The organism is Thiothrix sp. (assembly GCF_028714775.1).
Taxonomy (GTDB): Bacteria; Pseudomonadota; Gammaproteobacteria; order Thiotrichales; family Thiotrichaceae; genus Thiothrix.
In genome coordinates, this window is sequence record NZ_JAQTLS010000008.1 from 1 (window position 1) to 16,728 (window position 16,728).

Sequence of the window (16,728 nt, forward strand, 5' to 3'; positions counted from 1 at the left end):
CATCAGCGGGCGTTTTGCAATCGGTTAAAAGCTCATCCATCAGGACGGGATCAAGGGTTTCCATGTGACTGCTCCTTGCGGGGGGTCCGCTGTTATATAGCAGTTACACAGTTCAGTTTACAGTCTCCTAAAAGGTCTGCACAGCATCGCTGTGTGAAATAACACACTGTTTATTAAGTAAATATCTGGCGTGCAAATTGATATTTTTGGTTTCGGCCTTGCCCGCATCACTCTATGCTTCTCGGTATCGTTGCAAGTTATTGGAGAGCGTTATGTCAGAACCGATGTCGTTTGAAGCGGCGATTTTGTCCGGTTACGCTGCCGTGTCTGGGGTGTTGTCGGTCTTGATCAGTGTGCCGTTCTTTTGGTTTTTTGCCGAATTGCCGTTTTGGATGCGGGCGGTGGCGGTGATTATCTTGGGCTTGGGCATCATTGAATTGCGGGTAGCTTACCGCTCGTGGAAAGCTCGGGAGTAAGCGTTACGGGATTGATACGGGGTGATGTTAAAAAAGAAGGGGCAGTTCTGGGGAGAACCCGCCCCTTTGGAAGTTGTACACGTCGTCATTATTGTCTTAAGAGCAGAAAACTATCTCCACATAGTTCAGTCTCGCAGGGCATATAGCAATTGTTGTGCCAACTTTTAACTCATTGTTTTTACTTGTTCATGCTTATGGCTAGGCGTGCTTTGCTGTGTCAAATAGCAAGTTAGCCATGTGTTTTCACACAACTGAAAACTACCTCCACATAAATTTCAGTCTGGCATAACAAGGCAAATAGCGTGCCAGATGTAAAACTTCATGTTTTTCAATGCCGAGCGTAATCATTGGTGCTGGTTTGGTGTGTGAATTTACGCAGTTAGCGTGTTTTTTCACACGGTTTCTGCTGCGCTGTTGTGAGGAAAATGGGGCAAAGTTGTATGAAAACAACATGTTGCTTTTTTGGCATGAAAGTTGCTCGTTAGCTGCGGTATTTCGCACTTTTACTGAGGAATTTCACATGTTGAAGCTGTCACCGCTTGCCCTTGCTGTTTTCACTGCCCTGATGCCGTTGGCGTATGCCGCAGACAAACCAATAACCACCGCATCCCCAGCCGCTACCCCGCTGGATGATGTAACGGTCATCGCCACCCGCACCGAACGTTCGCTCAATAAAGTGCCAGCATCTGTCAGCGTGGTGAAGCAAAAAGATTTCGCGCAACAGCAAGCCAATAGCGTTGCAGACGTAATGAAGAAGTTGCCGAACGTCGATTTCGGCGGTGGCCCACGTTCTGACGGGCAAATTCCTACGATCCGTGGCTACCAAGGTACAGACATTACTTTGTTGGTCGATGGGGCGCGTCGTAACTCTCCAGAAGCAACGCAGTTGTGGTCTCCCCTTTACCTTGATCCATTCTATTTGAAACAGGCGGAAGTTGTGCGGGGGCCATCTTCTTCCCTTTACGGCTCTGGCGGTAATGGTGGTGTGATGTCTTTCACGACCTTAAACGCGAAAGATTTATTAGAGCCTGATCAAAAAGCGGGGGCAGATGCAAAAGCTGGTTATGCTAGTGGGGACAATTCCCACCGTTATAATGCCAAAGTATACGGGCAGGGGGAGCAGGCAGACTTCTTGTTAGGGTTGGGCTATCGGGATTTCGATTCTATTGAGCGAGGTGATGATGGTGTTGAGCAGCAAAACTCTGGTCGCAGCAATAGTGGATTATTAAAGTTGGGTGTAGAGCCGAGTAAAAAAGTTCGGATTGAGCTTTCTGGACAAACGTTCCAAGGTAAAAATTACCGTCCCAATAACCCTCAAGTTGTTACTGCAACACCTCAACAGACCCACACATCTCAGGATAATACCGTGTTGCGGGTTACGACTAAGAATGACGATGGAGAAAAAGCGTTAGATGCAAAAGTATACAACAACAAGTTTCATTTATTGAATGATGCTGCGTTTTATCCTCCAGCCACCAATTTAGGGTCGAGTGAGTACATAACGGATACGACTGGGGTAGGTGTTCAAAATACTTCCCGCTTGCAAGACGGTAAACATACACTGACATATGGGGTGGATGCCTATAAAGATAAATTTACCACGCTTAGCAAAGGGGTTGCCAATCCTGTGAACCCTGATGGCACATCTGATACATCTGGCATATTTTTACAGGACGAAATTGAGCTGACTTCAAAACTGCGGATTACGCCAAGTGTTCGGCATGACAAATTTGAAACAAAGGTAAGCACGGGTACAGCAACGGCTACTAAGTTCAGTCATACCTCACCGAAACTTGCGGTGGCATATCAAGCCACACCGGATTTGACGGTTTATGGCAACTATGGTCAGGCGTACCGTGCGCCAACGGTTTGGGAAAGATACAGGCAGACTATCACACCACTGCCTGCCGATTTTTCCCGTTTTGTTGCTAATCCAGATTTGAAACCACAAACAGATACAACATTTGAGGTCGGGGCTAAGTACAAGAAGGAACAGGTGTTTTCCACGGATGATAAGGTGCAGTTGCGGGCAGCCGCGTTTAAATCTGATGTAAAAGATTTGATTGAGAACAAGGTGATCGGTACATTTGGCACACCTTCGGTGCGCCCTATTCAGCAGTATCAAAATGTAGCTGATGCCGAGCGTGAGGGTATTGAACTTGAAGGGAGTTATGAGCGTGGTGCATTGCGGCTTGATGTCGGTGCGAGCAGACTTCGGGTGAAAGATAAAACCACCGGGAATAACTTATTTTCTCCTCCTGACAAGTTGACCACCAAAGTTAGCTATCAGCTCCCTAAAAATACATCGGTATCTTGGGCGGCAACAGGTGTGGCGGCACAAGATTATGATTCAACAGTACTCCGCCGTCGCAGCGGTTACTCGACACATGATTTGCATGTGGGCTGGAAACCGAACCGTAAAGTGGAAGTTGATTTTGGTGTTAACAACGTGTTTGATAAAAAATACCAGACTTACCAGTCAACTCAAGCTACAGCGGCCTACGAGATGGGGCGCAACTACATGATCAGCGTATCTGGAGGTTTCTAAGCATGAAAAAAGTGTTACCTGCAATGGTAACGGCACTGCTGCTGGCTCAGGCTGGCAGTACGTTTGCTGCTACCGATGAGATGAAAGTGTCGCTCGCATTTGATGCTGTGGTGGGGGGCAAGCCTTTCGCCTGTGGGCAAAGTTACGACGCTATCGGCTCGACCAAATCGCGTATTACGCCTTCCGACCTGCGTTTCTACGTGTCGGAAGTGGAGTTGCTGGATAGCGCGGGCAAGGCAACCCCGTTGACGCTGGAACAGGATGAAATCTGGCAATATAAAAACTTGGCGTTGCTGGATTTTGAGGATGGCAAGGAAGCTTGCCGCAACGGTAACGCTGGCTTGCACAAGGCGGTGACGGGGACAGTGCCGAAAGGTGATTACAAGGGTGTGCGTTTCACGCTGGGTGTGCCGTTTGAGTTGAACCACGGCGATCCGACCATTGCGCCTTCGCCGCTGAACATGACCGCGATGTTCTGGGCGTGGCAGTCTGGCTACCGTTTCGTCAAGATCGACATGGCAACCAGCGGGCAACCGCAACTGGCAGAAGCCGATGGCAAACCCGCCACCGACATGAAGGAAAAACTCGCGGCACTGGAAAAGATTGCGGCGGCAAAAGCGGCAGCAGCCAAAGCGGGCACACCGCCAGCTAAGAAGCCTGCGCAAGCCGCTGGATTTTCCGTGCATTTGGGTAGCACAGGTTGCGCCGCCACGACGCTGACTTCGCCGCCCAGCCAATGCACCAACCCCAACCGGGTAACGGTCACGTTCGATACCTTCGATGTTGCCAAAAATGTGATCGTGGCGGATGTCGCCAGCCTGTTGCAAGATGCGAATGTGGACGTGAACGCCCCAGACAGCGCACCCGGCTGTATGTCTGCGGTCAATGATGCGGATTGCCCCGGCGTAATGGCGGCATTCGGTTTGCCATTCGGCGACAAGCCCGCAGCCCCACAGCGTTTCTTCACGGTGAGGTAAGCAAATGAAACCCAAGTGGTGGCGTGGCGTTATATGGTTCGTTGTCTGGTTGGCTTTGCTGGGGGCGGGCAAACCGGATGCCTATCACTGGGATAAGCCGGAATGGGTTCCTGACCCGGTAGTTCCGGCGGATAACCCCATGAGTGAGGCCAAGGTGGAATTGGGGCGGCATTTGTTTTACGACAAGCGCCTGTCGCTGGACAACACCAAAGCGTGCGCCTCTTGCCACTTGCAGGACAAGGCATTCACGGATGGGCTGGCTTTGCCCGTGGGGATTCACGACACGCAAGGGGTGCGCAGTGCCATGATGCTGGCAAATGTGGCTTACCTGCCGGTGCTGACGTGGGCAAACCCCAACCAGACAAAGCTGGAACGCCAATTGCTGCTGCCGCTGTTTGGCATCAGTCCCGTTGAGTTGGGTATGGAGGGCAAAGAACAGGAGTTGTTTGCCCGCCTGAATGCCGATCCCCGTTACCCGCCGATGTTCAAGCAAGCCTTCCCGGAGGAACAGGGGGCTGTTAATTTGTCCACTGTTTCCAAAGCCATCGCCAGTTTTGAGCGTACCTTGCTGTCGTTCAATTCGCCTTACGACCACTACAAGTACCGTCAGCAACCGGATGCGATTTCCCCTGCCGCCAAACGCGGGGAGGCGCTGTTTTATGGTGAGGAACTGGAGTGTGCGCACTGCCACGGCGGTTTTAATTTCACCGACAATATCCAACACAAACGCTTGCCATTCCCGGAAATCGGCTTCCACAACACCGGGCTGTATAACCTTGACGGCAAGGGCGCTTATCCGGCGGATAACCACGGCATCCGCGCCGTGACTGACAAGCCGGAAGATGAAGGCAAGTTCCGCACCCCAACCTTGCGCAATATTGCCGTGACTGCGCCCTATATGCACGACGGTTCTTTACCGACCTTGCGGGATGTGATCAGCAAGCACTACGCCGTGAAAGGCAAGGCCGTGAGTGATGGCAAGGAACCCAACCCGTTGCGGGAAAATTTCATCGAAGGTTTTTCTATCAGTGAGGCGCAATTGGATGACTTGGTGGCGTTTTTGGAAACCTTGACCGATAAGGATTTTCTGACCAATCCGAAATTCTCCGATCCGCTCGCGGATACCAAGCGCTGATGACGGCAAATTCAGATTTCATTCATTAAAGTTATGAATTACACTCGCTCAAATGACGCTCAGAGTAAACTTCTCTCAACTTTTAGTGTGTACACGCTAGGGCGGTAGCGTCGTTTTTAATTGCAGTATTGAAAATGCAAGCAGCCCAGATTGCCACCCACCGCCTTTGCACCCGCTGGACAAAAGGCTCGAAACGCCCAGAACCCTGTGCTATGTTTGACCACAATCAGGGTGGCAGGCGGTGAAAAGGCAATGGAAAAGCAGCAGTTGGTGGGGAATAACCGGGCAGCATGGGTTAGCGTGGCGAAGGGCAGGAAAAGCAATCCCCTTATAGATAAAGTGTGGGACTCCGTAGCACGCGGTTCTGTCCAACAAGACATTTATGCCCAGTGCTGCCGCACACGGCATAAAATGCTTTAACGTTATGCCTATAAATACCTACCACTATGCCAATATTTATTAGTTATTCACACAATGACAAAGCATTTGTAGATGCGCTTGCTAAACAACTTGTTCGGCATCATGTTAATGTATGGCTTGATCGTTGGGAGCTTAACCTTGGCGATTCTATTGTCGAGAAAGTTCAAGAAGCTTTAGATGAATCTAGTGCTTTACTTGTGATTTTATCTAAAGCATCAGTTCAGTCTGAGTGGTGCAAAAAGGAAATAAACAGCGGACTACTCAAAGAGCTAGAAGATAAACGTGTATTTGTGTTGCCAGTTTTACTTCAAGATTGTGATGTTCCAATTTTTGCCAGAGGTAAAGTCTATGCTGATTTTCGCAAATCTTTTGATGAAGGTTTATCAGTTATTCTTGAAGGAGTGGCAAAAATTACAAATCCAAATCTTGCAAGATTTAAAGAGCCCACATACTATATTGACCATGGCATGGATTGGTCGATTAATAAAGACCTTATAGTTATTAGATTAACTTACATAGAACAAGCTAAAGGACAACCTTATACTTGCCTGACACTTATTCAAGTATATATTGAAGGCATTGCAAAAGCTATTTATGAATCACGGGCTAATGGGAGTGATGGTGCTATTGCTCGATTTCGAGTTATTGAAGCACTCCATGAACATTTACAAAAAACAGGTGATATTCGTCCGCGATTAGCAGATCAATATGAAAAAACTTATACTTTTGAGTTTTTAGGTGGCCTCAATGAGAGTTACTCCGTACATATCGGGGCACGTAGGCTTGGTGATGACACGGGGCGAGATATACTCATTTACACTAATAATTTGATTGAGAGAACCTACCAACACGAAAAAGAAGTGTTACATATTAAATAAAATGCATAACGAGATTCTCGACGACGGACGCGGTGACAGCCCGCGACTTCGCCTAATCTACTCCCCGCCGCGCCCGTCATACAAGACGTTAACCTCAATATACCCATCTCAAATAATGTTCAATTAATTTTAAGGAGATTAAAATGCCTACTAAACTAATTAAGCTTAGCGATAATACACTGGTAGAAGTAGAAATCATAGAAAATCGGGTTGAACAAATATCAGGAAGCATTGCCGACAAAGTTGATGGAAATTTAAAAAACATTAAGCCATTAATTATAAATGCTAGCGAGCCTATTGCTGAAGCCATAAAAGAGCTTGAAAATAAAAGCAAAATTGAAAGCATAGAGGCGGAGATTTCTCTAGGATTTGAAGGGGAAGGAAATCTTTATATAACTAAAGCAAAAGCCACGGCAAATATCGTTTTAAAGCTAAAATTTAAAGCGGGAAGTTAATTGCTATGCAAAACAAAACAGTCTTCCTAATCACAAGCAATGATAGAGATAATAAAAAATTCGGAACCGCCTTTTGTGTGTATAAAGATGATAAATATTCTTATCTAGTCACATGCGCACATGTAGTTAATGACGTTGGTGGGAAAAGAAATGTAAAAATTGCTGATCATGTTATAGATGTTATTGGTATAGGTGAAAGTGACAGCACTCAAGATGTAGCTATATTAAGAGTCGAAAATTCTTTTAATTCAACACCTATTCCCCTTGGTGTTCATAACTTTCAAAGTGACGAGTTTTGCACTTTTGGATGGTATTTGTTTGACAAAGTAAATCATTATTTTGAACATGAAGGACTAAGTGGATATTTATTAAAGAGCATTCAACTTCAGCATCCAAAGCAAAGAGAGCCTACTTTAGGATGGAAGCTTTCATTTAAGAATGATGACTTTTTAAAGGAAGGCTTTAGCGGATCTCCTGTGATTGATAAAAAAACAAGACTTGCTTTCGCTATTATTACCCATAGAGAAAACAATGGTCAAAAAGGAACTGCCATTTCTATTGAAACACTCTTGGAAATATGGAAAGATGCCCCTGAAGATATAATAAGGAAAACCGCCTACAATCTAATCGGCCTAAAAAAGTCTATAAAAGAAAGATTTCAATATGAAAATGGCAAGATAAGTAAAGATTTTTACTCTTTATTATCCCATTTTAACATTGAGGCAAATGACGAAGCATTTTTAATAGCGCTTGAGATACTGATAGATTATTGCCACATGGAAAATAAGTGTTCTGAATTGCAAAAATATATAAATGAGCATACCCCACAAAAAAGAACTATAAAGTTCTCCATGTTTTCTTTTTTTAATAAAGCTAAGCGAGAAAATAACAAGAAATGCAATTGTCAAATACACTTCAAAACTAACTTATCAGTAGATGAATATAAAATTCCCGTTCAAGCGCTGGCATCAGAATTAAATCTTTGCTATGAAACAATTGATACTAAAAAAGTTAGAGAAGGAAGTTTGATTATTGATTTGACATTGCCATCTTACAGTCTTGATAAATTAATAGCACTGTATGAGAAAAGGGATAATTTAATAAAAGATTTGGGCATTGAATATATCTCAGAATCCTTAGAAGATGAGTTTGAGATAGATAACATAAAGAAAATTATGTTAATATTAATGGAGCATGAAAATATAAGATGGGGCATCTATGATATGTACCCAAACTCAATAAAAGACTTACCTAACGATGTTACTAATTATTATATCATTGAAAAAGTTATCGATGAAGCAAGGAATTCAAATTCCATTTCAAATTTATTAGCTTACCTCTCAAGAAAAAATAAAAATTTATATGAAAAAAACAAGCCTTACCATAAAATACCAAGAAGGCCAAAAGTAGAAAATATTAATTTAAAAAGCACACATAGTCCATTTAGCTTATTTCTCATTTTCTTTAAAGCATCTGGAATTTCAACAATTGGAACGATGTTTTTATTCCTGATTCAGTATTTAATCTTAATGCTACTAGGAAGTAATCCAGCAGCAAGTTTACTTGCATCATTAGTATGGACGGCCTTAGTACCCTTAGGTGCAAAAGTTGGAGATTTTATTTCAGAATCGTTCAATAGAAATAAAGATAAAAAAGTAGCTGCCTTCGCTGTGATTTGCTATATGTTAGGATATGAGATCGGCATAATAATATCTTCAGCCATATCGATATATATTGACATGGCTGCATCAAAAGATTTCTTCTTTATTCTTGGCGTCATATTTTCTGTAGTCTTCAACTCTATGGATTCTATAATTTCACTGATAACCCTTGGAATAGGAGCATATTATGCCTATAGAAATGTACGACTAGGGTAGAATGAATAAAGGTTAACAAGCACATCGACGACGGACGCGGTGGCAGCCCGCGACCCCGACCAATTGACTCCCCGCCGCGCCCGTCACACGAGACGTTGCCGACAATAGATACTCCCATGAAAATTGATAGCATTGACCACTTAGTCCTTACGGTTCAAGACATTGAGACTACTGCATCATTTTATGCCAGAGTCTTAGGTATGGAGATAATTACTTTCGGCGGTGATCGAAAAGCCTTATCCTTCGGCAATCAGAAAATCAACTTGCATCAGTACAAAAAAGAATTTGAGCCAAAGGCACAATATCCCACGCCGGGTTCTGCTGACCTTTGTTTTATTACATCAGTCCCTTTACATGAGGTTATAGAGCATCTTAGTTCCTGTCATGTCACCGTGATTGATGGCCCCGTGCAACGCACGGGAGCAGTGGGTTTGATTCTTTCTGTTTACTTTCGTGATCCTGACATGAATCTAATTGAGGTTTCCAACTATCTGCCGCGTTGATAGCGCAGGAAAGTTTGTGCCACGGTCAATCCGCTTAACTGATTTTTCATCGTGCACTGATCTACCCCGTCAATTCGGACGCTTCTATTCCCGGTAAACATATCATTGCAAAATTACAAGCGATATATGATACTGTCTTGGACAGAAAAGTAAGTCCTGTTATTGAATGGTCAAGTGGTTATGATTGTTAGTCTCTTGGTAATAAAAATTTCCATGTAATTATTAATTTAATGTCGTTTATTTATCATGATAATAATAAGAAGAATATTTTCGGCAATGATCGTTGCTGTGTTTCTTTCAGGGTGCAGTGCTTACATCGCTCCAAAAAACACACTGCATACAACAACTTCATTCTACAACGAAGTTAGTTTTAATAGCTTTCTGTTAAAAAATACAAGTCAAGTTGCATTGTGGCTTGGAAGAAAAGTTGATAATAAATATCTTGTCGAGCCAATAAATGTCATAATTTTGGATGAAGAATCAAGATCAGACGAAGAGTCAATTAGCCTTGTAGAGACTGCTCTTGATGATGCGGGATATAATAAAAGGTGCGGGCACTCATCAGGTTATATTGGGGTTATAAACAAAAAACCATTTAAGCAAGTGCCAAGAGAATTCAGCATTGCTTATTCCAATAATAATTTTTGGAAAATCAATAATCATGGAAGGTTATTTGGTCCATATACGGTTAAGGCGAAAGAGAGAATGTATATTGGACAATTTAGCAGGGAAAGTTTTAGTTTGTTTTCGCTGGTTAATCATGGATATGTTTCATTTAGCGCTGCCAGAGATGATTTCATCAAGAAGGTCACACAGTGCGCAAGTTTGAAATATATTGATAATATTGATGCGCTCAATAAAATAAGCTCGAATATATTCACATCAAAAGATCATGATGGAAAAATAAAGGTATTGTTGCTGAAAAAATAAAATTGGTTCAGCTAAACTTTCCCATCAGCAAATCCCGCCGTGAAATAGGCTGCGCCACCACCTGCCGCACCTGCTTGCAAGCTGCAACAGGCAGCGCTGCTGGCGCTTCTTGCCGCTCAAACATCCCTTCCTTGCTCAGATACTTGTCGAGTGCTGCATCCTCTTCGGCAAGCGCTGCTGTGTCCGCCGTTCCCAGATTTGCCAGCGCTTGTTCCGCCATCAGCAGCGCGTCCGTTTGGTTGGTGAACATGAACATCGGCGAATACAGCGAGTGGGTCAGGCAGCGCCCGATGCCTTCCAGTTCATTGACCATGAAAGTGTAATCGCGGCTGGGGAAGCTGATTTTCAGCTTCGCCCCCAATGCCAGCCCAGCAGATTGCGCCTCGGCGGGCAGCAGGATCAGGTTCATGAACCACGGGGTAATCAGCACGCCCAGCCAGTCGTTTTCCCACGGGCTGAAACCGACCGCCTGCACGCTCAGCGCCGGGTTGAGAATGGGGATGCCCGCCATGCGTTCCTGCTGGATGTGGCGGAACAGGGTTTCCAGAGGGTCGGTGGGGTTATCCATGTGCAGCACCTACGTTGGGGAAATACGGGTCAAAGTCAGTCTCGCCATTGGCGGCAGCCACCAAGCCATCCAGCGCCCGGTTGATCAGGTCGGCTTCCTGTGCGGTGAGGATGTCACGTGCCGAACCCAAGAAATTCACCACCCACGTCCCCGCTGGTTGCGAACCAATCAGCATCATATTGACGACTTCATCGCCATTACGTCCCCGGCACAAAGCCATGAGGTCGCGGTCTTCGATGACCTGCATGGGGATGCCTATGCACATGCGCTGGCCTCGCTGCGGGTCTGTTCCGCCCAGAAACAGGGCAGGGGCGCGGGGCGCAATTCCGCTTCAACCCCGATCCGCCGCAGTTCTGCCACCAGCATTTCCACCATCTGTTCCAGCCGTTCCAGCGTGGCGGGCGTCAGCCCCAGCGTGTTGTTGAGGGAATGCGGAACCATGCCAATGATCGTCACCGCTTTGGGCGATTCCCCCGTCACAGTCAGCACTGCCAACAAATCGGACAGCCCCAATTGGTGGTTGGAGAGTTTGCACTGGAAAAACGCCGGGATTTCCGCCCCCGTCAGCCGTACCAGCGTACCGGGAGGCGCTCCCGTATTGACCGCATCGGCAACGATCAGGTAGTCGACGTTGCGCATCGGTTCGAGCAATTCCGTGCCAGTCGTGCCGCCGTCGATGACTTCGACCTGCGGCGGTAAGCGATAACGGCTTTCCAGCAATTCGACGGCGCGGACACCCACGCCCTCGTCTTCCATCAGCACATTACCCAGCCCCAGCACCAATACCCGCATCACAGAACCTTGACCTTGACGATTTCCTGCTGCTCGGTATCCACCATGTGGATGGCGCAGGCAATGCAAGGGTCAAAGGAATGCACAGTACGTAACACTTCCAGCGGTTTTTGCGGGTCAGCGACCGGGTTGTCGAGCAACGAGGCTTCGTAAGGCCCCGGTTCGTCATTCTGGTCACGCGGCCCAGCATTCCAAGTACTGGGAACGACCGCTTGGTAGTTCTTGATTTTGCCGTCGTCAATCACTACCCAATGCGAGAGTGTGCCACGCGGCGCTTCATGCACGCCGAAACCCTGAATTTCGCCTTTGGGGAAAACCGGCGGGTTGAAAGTGTCGGTATCGCCCTTGCCAATATTGTCCACCAGCTTTTGCCATTGCTGCTTGAGGGTATCGAGCATCACCGCTGCGCGTACCGCCCGTGCCGCATGGCGACCGATGGTGGAATGCAGCGCCTCCAGCGGGATGTCCGGTTTCTGCGACACGGCTTTGAGGGTATTCATGGCGGCGTCGAGGTATTTCTTCGCAGGTTCATGCCCCGCAGCTACCATCACCAGCACATTCGCAAGTGGTCCGACTTGGGCGCGTTTGCCGTTGAACGTCGGCGCTTTGACCCACGAATAACGGCCTTCGTCTTGGAAGTCGGTGTAATTCGGGTCGGTTTCGCCTTTCCACGGATGGAGTGCCTCGTCGCCCAGATACCACGAGTGTTTGGAACATTCCGCCACGCCATCGCGGAAGAAATCATCATGGTGGGTCTTGATCGGCTTGAAAGTGGCAAGGTCGCCGTTTTCAATGTAACCACCGGGCAGGTCGTAGACCGTGCCTTTGCTGTCTTGTGGGCAATCGGGCATCGACAGGTAATTGGTCACGCCCTTGCCGTAGCCTGCCCAATCCAGATAGAACGCGCCCACTGCCGGTACGTCGCTGAGGTAGACCGATTTGACGAACTGATCGAGTTTGTCGATCCAGCCCTTGATCATCATCAGACGTTCCATATTGAGGACGGATTGCGCATCCATATTGATGGAATTGCTGATGCCGCCGACCGCCAGATTCTGGATATGTGGTGATTTGCCGCCCAGTACCGCGACGATCTTGTTGGCGTAATTCTGCACTTCCAGCGCTTGCAGGTAGTGCGCCGTCGCCATCAGGTTGACTTCCGGCGGCAGTTTCATCGCCGGGTGTCCCCAGTAACCGGAAGCAAACGGGCCAAGCTGCCCGCTGCCGACGAAGGTTTTCAGGCGTTCCTGCACGGCTTTCATTTCGTGCACGCCGTTTAAAGGCCAGTCAGAGAGGCTTTCCGCCAGTTGCGCCGCTTTCGCCGGGTCAGCACTCAAGCCGGAGACCACATCCACCCAGTCCACCGCCGAGAGGTGGTAGAAATGCACGATGTGGTCTTGGATGGCGTGCGCGGTCTGGATAATGTTGCGCACCAGTTGTGCATTGACTGGCACTTCCAACCCCAAGGCGTTTTCCACCGCCCGCACCGAGGTAATGGCGTGGACGGTGGTGCAAACGCCGCAGAAACGCTGGGTAAACAGCCATGCCTCACGCGGGTCACGCCCGACCAATATCTTTTCGATGCCGCGCCACATCTGGCCTGATGACCATGCCTTGGAAACTTTGCCAGCATCATTCACTTCCACATCAATGCGCAGGTGGCCTTCGATGCGGGTAACGGGATCAACGGTAATTCGGGTTGCCACTGTCTTGTCTCCTATGCTCAGGCTTCGTGCCCGGCGTCATGCATGACGGGGAAAAGTTTAACCAATACCAGATAGGCCATGATCTCGAAGGCAATGAGACCGACCGTCACCATGATTTCCGGTACGGAAGGGAAATAGCTGTAGCCCACACCGGGGGCAAAGGTGATGAGGAAAGCGTCAAAACGGTACAACGCTCCGCCCAGCAACATGGAAACGGCAGCAATCAATAACTGCCCACCGTTTTCCCGACGTTTTGGGGAAAGCAGGATCACCAGCGGAACCACGAACAGCACCGTTTCAACCAAGAACATGAAGCTGGCGAAATCAAACGCGAACAGCAGCCCCAGCTTGCCTTGCACCAGCAAAGTGATGAAACGTACTGCAAGGAATGCGCCCAGCAGCCCCACAATTGCCATGCCCAAGCCTTTCAACAACGGCGTTTCAGAAGGGCGGCGCAAGCCAGCGGTAGCGAACGAGCCTTCAAACACCACGATGGAAAAGCCCATACACAGCGCGGTCAGCAGTGCCAGCAAGGGTTGTAATTGCCACGTTTGCCACAGCGGATTGACCTTGTAACCCATCGCAATCAGCAATGAACCCAGCGAAGATTGGTGCATGGTCGGCAACAACACGCCAATGGCGATGAAGAAGAACAGCATCTTGTTCAACACTGCCAGCAGCTTTTTCGCACCGAAGTGTTCTAGCACCGCCGGGGAAAACTCAATCACCAGCACCAAGATGTAGGTCAGCACGCACAGGCCGACTTCCAACATGACTGAATTGAAATTCCAGTTCCACGGCAGCAGGATGTTATAAAACTGCCACCAGCGCCCCATATCAAAGAACGCCCCTAAGCCCCCCAGCGCATAGCCGAGCAAGGAAGCCAGCAAGGCGGGGCGGATCAGCGGGTGGTATTTGCCCTTATTCAACACATACACGGTAATGGCGAGGGCGTAACCGCCGCAGGCAAACGCCGTGCCCACCACCACGTCATACACCACCCAGATACCCCATGCATGTGCGCCATTGAGGTTGGTGACTGACCCCATGCCGTAGATAAAGCGCATCGCCAAGAAAAAGAAGCCGATGGCAGCGATCACGCCCAGCGCAATAAACGGTGGGGTCACGATCCGGCTCCCCAGAGGTTTGTAAGCACTCATTCCTCACCCTCCTTATGTCCGTTGGTATTGCGCCGTACCAGATAGGTTAGCCCCGCCAGCGCCACGGCGGGTAAGGCCAGATAGCTGTACAAGCCGTGTTGCACGCCTTCACTGATGGAGGCGGCAGAACGTTCACCCAAGGGCGGCATTCCCAACTGGTCGAAGGGAATGGCGGAAATGTGTAATACATTGGTTCCGCCCGCTTCCTTTTCGCCCCACACATGCTGCTGATAGGTGGCGGCAGCTTTTTCGTGCGGATGGAACGGGTGGCGGATGTCGCCGCGTGGGAATTGCGTGACTTCACCCGCTTTCAGGGCTAAACGGCGTTTGGCTTCTTTCATCAGCGCGTCACGCGGGCCGAACAGGGTTGCGCCGGTCGGGCAGACTTCGGAGCAAGCTGTCATGCCACCCTTGTCGATGCGCCCCACACCTGCCTGATTGCACATCTGGCATTTGCTGATTTGCCCGAACGGTTGGTTGTACTGGAATTGCGGCACGTTATAAGGGCAACCCATCGTGCAATTACGGCAACCGATGCAAGCGTCAGCGTGGTAACTGACAATGCCGGTTTTCGGGTCGCGGCGCATCGCTGTGACCGGGCACACCGAGACGCAACCGGGGTCGACGCAATGCATACAACTGCGTTTCTCGAAAGCGTAACCGTCACTGACGGTATCCTTGTGTTCGCCCTTACCGTTGAGGTAGACCTTAATCACATTGAGCGTATCGCCGGACAGGTCACGGGCGGAATCGAATTGCGGATTGCCTTCCTCAATGACCGGCGGCATTCCGTTGGTTTGTTTGCAGGCACTGACACAGGCTTTGCAGCCGATGCACAGGGTCGAGTCATACAGCATCCCCATCGCTTCTGGAGCAGGCTCCAGATTGGCGCGGGCTTCGGCTTCACCAAGGGCAACAACAGCAGTTCCCCCGATGGCAGCTTTGAGAAAATCCCTGCGTTTCATGACGCCCTCCCTAGCCTTGCTTGTCGCTATCGCCAGTGGAATTCAGCTTTTTCGCCGCCATCGCGGTTGCCCCGACCACAGCCCCAACTACCGCGCCGGTCAGCAGGGCAGCGCCCGTGCCCACACCCGAAGAACCCTGACGTTGGGAAATTTCCGGGAACATCGCAGGCGGGGTATGGGTTTTGACATCGGCAAGGCTGAACAGCGGTTTGGTGAAACCCACGCCTTTTTCAGCGCAACCGAAGCACGGATGCCCGACACCGATAGGCCATGTGCCACCGCTGATGTCGTTGAATTCGATCACCGAGCAGTTGGCGTAAGTTTCTGGCCCTTTGCAACCGAGCTTGTAGAGGCAATAGCCTTGCTTGTGGCCTTCGTCACCGAATTCTTCGGCGAAACGGCCTGCGTCAAAATGCGGGCGACGGTAGCAGTTTTCGTGGATCAAGCGACCGTAAGCGAACAACGGGCGGCCTTGTGCATCCAGCGCCGGGAGCTTGCCAAAGGTGAGGAAGTGCATCACGGTGGCAAGGAAGTTGTACGGGTTAGGCGGGCAACCGGGCAGGTTCACCACGGTCTTGCCGGGCAGGATTTCGTGTACGCCTTTGGCCTCGGTGGGGTTGGGGCCACTCGATTGAACCCCACCCCACGAAGCACAGGAGCCGAACGCGATAATGGCAGCGGCATTTTCCGCTGCTTCCTTGGTGTGTTCCAGCATGGTTTTGTTGGCGATCTTGCAGTAAATGCCGCCATCTTTGGTGGGAATCGAGCCTTCCACCACCAGCAGGTATTGCCCCTTGTTGGCAGCCATTGAGGCTTCTTTGGCAGCTTCGACCTGATGCCCCGCACCCGTATCAAGGGTTTGGTGGTAATCAAGGGAAATCATGTCGAGCAGCAGGCGCTCAAGGGTGGGGTGTTCGGCGCGTAACAGGGTTTCGCTGGGGCCGGTGCATTCCTGACCGTGTAGCCAGATCACCACCGGGCGCTTGCGCTGCACCGCGACGGCTTCTGCCATGGCTTCGGCGGCAAAGCTTGATAGCCCCATCGTGGCTGCCAGACCGGCAAAGAATTTCATGAAGTCACGGCGGGACATACCTAAACGCCGTTCGAGCCGCTCAATGTCATGCTCATTCATTCGGAACTCTCCATATCGAGTTTGCGCAGGGAAATACCCTGACCTTCCAATCAGTTACCATTGGCTGATTATGTGCAAACATCGCGCCACCAAGGAGATTAATGTTATGTTGAGACAGAACTGTGGTGAGCGGTGCGATAGGATGTGGAAAAATCGTAGCACATTAACCCTATAAAAAAACAGGTACTCTTGGCGAGTCAAATATG

The 16,728-nt window shown here is 49.1% G+C and carries 16 protein-coding genes; 9 read left to right on the forward strand and 7 right to left on the reverse strand.

Annotation, left to right across the window (positions count from 1 at the left end; all coding sequences use genetic code 11):
* The first annotated feature begins 272 nt into the window (after positions 1 to 272).
* The 9 genes from PHE17_RS08600 (at position 273) to PHE17_RS08640 (ending at position 10,199) form a co-directional block, all read left to right on the forward strand.
* Positions 273 to 476, forward strand: coding sequence for a hypothetical protein (locus PHE17_RS08600; RefSeq protein ID WP_301015423.1), 204 nt, complete (start codon positions 273 to 275; stop codon positions 474 to 476).
* Positions 477 to 807: 331 nt separating this feature from the next.
* Complete coding sequence (locus PHE17_RS08605; RefSeq protein ID WP_301015424.1) at positions 808 to 3,024, forward strand: TonB-dependent hemoglobin/transferrin/lactoferrin family receptor; 2,217 nt, start codon at positions 808 to 810, stop codon at positions 3,022 to 3,024.
* 2 nt (positions 3,025 to 3,026) lie between these two features.
* Positions 3,027 to 4,001, forward strand: coding sequence for an MbnP family copper-binding protein (locus PHE17_RS08610; RefSeq protein ID WP_301015426.1), 975 nt, complete (start codon positions 3,027 to 3,029; stop codon positions 3,999 to 4,001).
* Between the two features lie 4 nt (positions 4,002 to 4,005).
* The gene (locus tag PHE17_RS08615) at positions 4,006 to 5,136 is read left to right on the forward strand and encodes a methanobactin export MATE transporter MbnM (protein WP_301015427.1); all 1,131 of its coding nucleotides are present in this window, start codon (positions 4,006 to 4,008) and stop codon (positions 5,134 to 5,136) included.
* 446 nt (positions 5,137 to 5,582) lie between these two features.
* On the forward strand, positions 5,583 to 6,434 hold the full coding sequence (locus PHE17_RS08620) for a toll/interleukin-1 receptor domain-containing protein (RefSeq protein ID WP_301015428.1): 852 nt from the start codon (positions 5,583 to 5,585) through the stop codon (positions 6,432 to 6,434).
* A 143-nt stretch (positions 6,435 to 6,577) separates the two neighbouring features.
* Positions 6,578 to 6,889, forward strand: a complete 312-nt coding sequence (locus tag PHE17_RS08625) for a CU044_2847 family protein (protein WP_301015429.1) — start codon at positions 6,578 to 6,580, stop codon at positions 6,887 to 6,889.
* Positions 6,890 to 6,894: 5 nt separating this feature from the next.
* A complete protein-coding gene (locus PHE17_RS08630) occupies positions 6,895 to 8,766 on the forward strand; it encodes a trypsin-like peptidase domain-containing protein (RefSeq protein WP_301015430.1) in 1,872 nt (623 codons plus the stop codon).
* A gap of 116 nt (positions 8,767 to 8,882) precedes the next feature.
* Positions 8,883 to 9,269 carry a VOC family protein gene (locus tag PHE17_RS08635; RefSeq protein WP_301015431.1) on the forward strand — a complete coding sequence of 129 codons (387 nt, stop codon included), beginning with the start codon at positions 8,883 to 8,885 and terminating at the stop codon, positions 9,267 to 9,269.
* Positions 9,270 to 9,545: 276 nt separating this feature from the next.
* Positions 9,546 to 10,199 (forward strand): hypothetical protein, encoded by a 654-nt coding sequence (locus tag PHE17_RS08640; RefSeq protein ID WP_301015432.1) that lies wholly within the window; start codon positions 9,546 to 9,548, stop codon positions 10,197 to 10,199.
* A gap of 7 nt (positions 10,200 to 10,206) precedes the next feature.
* Here the strand turns inward: PHE17_RS08640 and hybE are convergent, their stop codons facing one another.
* Genes hybE through PHE17_RS08675 form a run of 7 tightly spaced genes read right to left on the reverse strand, consistent with a single transcriptional unit; the run spans position 10,207 to position 16,522 of the window.
* Entirely contained in the window at positions 10,207 to 10,767 is a 561-nt protein-coding gene (gene hybE, locus PHE17_RS08645; RefSeq protein ID WP_301015433.1) for a [NiFe]-hydrogenase assembly chaperone HybE, read from the reverse strand.
* Complete coding sequence (locus tag PHE17_RS08650; RefSeq protein WP_301015434.1) at positions 10,760 to 11,032, reverse strand: HypC/HybG/HupF family hydrogenase formation chaperone; 273 nt, start codon at positions 11,030 to 11,032, stop codon at positions 10,760 to 10,762. Before PHE17_RS08650 ends, hybE begins: the two co-directional genes overlap by 8 nt.
* Positions 11,023 to 11,559, reverse strand: a complete 537-nt coding sequence (locus PHE17_RS08655) for a HyaD/HybD family hydrogenase maturation endopeptidase (RefSeq protein WP_301015630.1) — start codon at positions 11,557 to 11,559, stop codon at positions 11,023 to 11,025. The genes PHE17_RS08650 and PHE17_RS08655 overlap by 10 nt, the downstream gene beginning before the upstream one ends.
* Positions 11,559 to 13,265 (reverse strand): nickel-dependent hydrogenase large subunit, encoded by a 1,707-nt coding sequence (locus PHE17_RS08660; RefSeq protein WP_301015435.1) that lies wholly within the window; start codon positions 13,263 to 13,265, stop codon positions 11,559 to 11,561. Before PHE17_RS08660 ends, PHE17_RS08655 begins: the two co-directional genes overlap by 1 nt.
* A 17-nt stretch (positions 13,266 to 13,282) precedes the next feature.
* A complete protein-coding gene (gene hybB / locus PHE17_RS08665; RefSeq protein WP_301015436.1) occupies positions 13,283 to 14,425 on the reverse strand; it encodes a Ni/Fe-hydrogenase cytochrome b subunit in 1,143 nt (380 codons plus the stop codon).
* Entirely contained in the window at positions 14,422 to 15,390 is a 969-nt protein-coding gene (gene hybA, locus PHE17_RS08670; protein WP_301015437.1) for a hydrogenase 2 operon protein HybA, read from the reverse strand. The genes hybB and hybA overlap by 4 nt, the downstream gene beginning before the upstream one ends.
* 10 nt (positions 15,391 to 15,400) lie before the next feature.
* Entirely contained in the window at positions 15,401 to 16,522 is a 1,122-nt protein-coding gene (locus PHE17_RS08675) for a hydrogenase small subunit (protein ID WP_301015438.1), read from the reverse strand.
* Between the last annotated feature and the right edge of the window lie 206 nt (positions 16,523 to 16,728).

Excerpts from the sequence above, each read along its gene's own strand:
- hybB (WP_301015436.1), bottom strand. The coding sequence starts at position 14,425 with ATGAGTGCTTACAAACCTCTGGGGAGCCGGATCGTGACCCCACCGTTT.
- PHE17_RS08615 (WP_301015427.1), top strand. The coding sequence starts at position 4,006 with ATGAAACCCAAGTGGTGGCGTGGCGTTATATGGTTCGTTGTCTGGTTG.
- PHE17_RS08675 (WP_301015438.1), bottom strand. The coding sequence starts at position 16,522 with ATGAATGAGCATGACATTGAGCGGCTCGAACGGCGTTTAGGTATGTCC.
- PHE17_RS08605 (WP_301015424.1), top strand. The coding sequence starts at position 808 with ATGCCGAGCGTAATCATTGGTGCTGGTTTGGTGTGTGAATTTACGCAG.
- PHE17_RS08630 (WP_301015430.1), top strand. The coding sequence starts at position 6,895 with ATGCAAAACAAAACAGTCTTCCTAATCACAAGCAATGATAGAGATAAT.
- PHE17_RS08625 (WP_301015429.1), top strand. The coding sequence starts at position 6,578 with ATGCCTACTAAACTAATTAAGCTTAGCGATAATACACTGGTAGAAGTA.
- PHE17_RS08620 (WP_301015428.1), top strand. The coding sequence starts at position 5,583 with ATGCCAATATTTATTAGTTATTCACACAATGACAAAGCATTTGTAGAT.
- PHE17_RS08635 (WP_301015431.1), top strand. The coding sequence starts at position 8,883 with ATGAAAATTGATAGCATTGACCACTTAGTCCTTACGGTTCAAGACATT.
- hybE (WP_301015433.1), bottom strand. The coding sequence starts at position 10,767 with ATGGATAACCCCACCGACCCTCTGGAAACCCTGTTCCGCCACATCCAG.
- PHE17_RS08600 (WP_301015423.1), top strand. The coding sequence starts at position 273 with ATGTCAGAACCGATGTCGTTTGAAGCGGCGATTTTGTCCGGTTACGCT.
- PHE17_RS08610 (WP_301015426.1), top strand. The coding sequence starts at position 3,027 with ATGAAAAAAGTGTTACCTGCAATGGTAACGGCACTGCTGCTGGCTCAG.
- PHE17_RS08640 (WP_301015432.1), top strand. The coding sequence starts at position 9,546 with ATGATCGTTGCTGTGTTTCTTTCAGGGTGCAGTGCTTACATCGCTCCA.
- PHE17_RS08655 (WP_301015630.1), bottom strand. The coding sequence starts at position 11,559 with ATGCGGGTATTGGTGCTGGGGCTGGGTAATGTGCTGATGGAAGACGAG.
- PHE17_RS08650 (WP_301015434.1), bottom strand. The coding sequence starts at position 11,032 with ATGTGCATAGGCATCCCCATGCAGGTCATCGAAGACCGCGACCTCATG.
- hybA (WP_301015437.1), bottom strand. The coding sequence starts at position 15,390 with ATGAAACGCAGGGATTTTCTCAAAGCTGCCATCGGGGGAACTGCTGTT.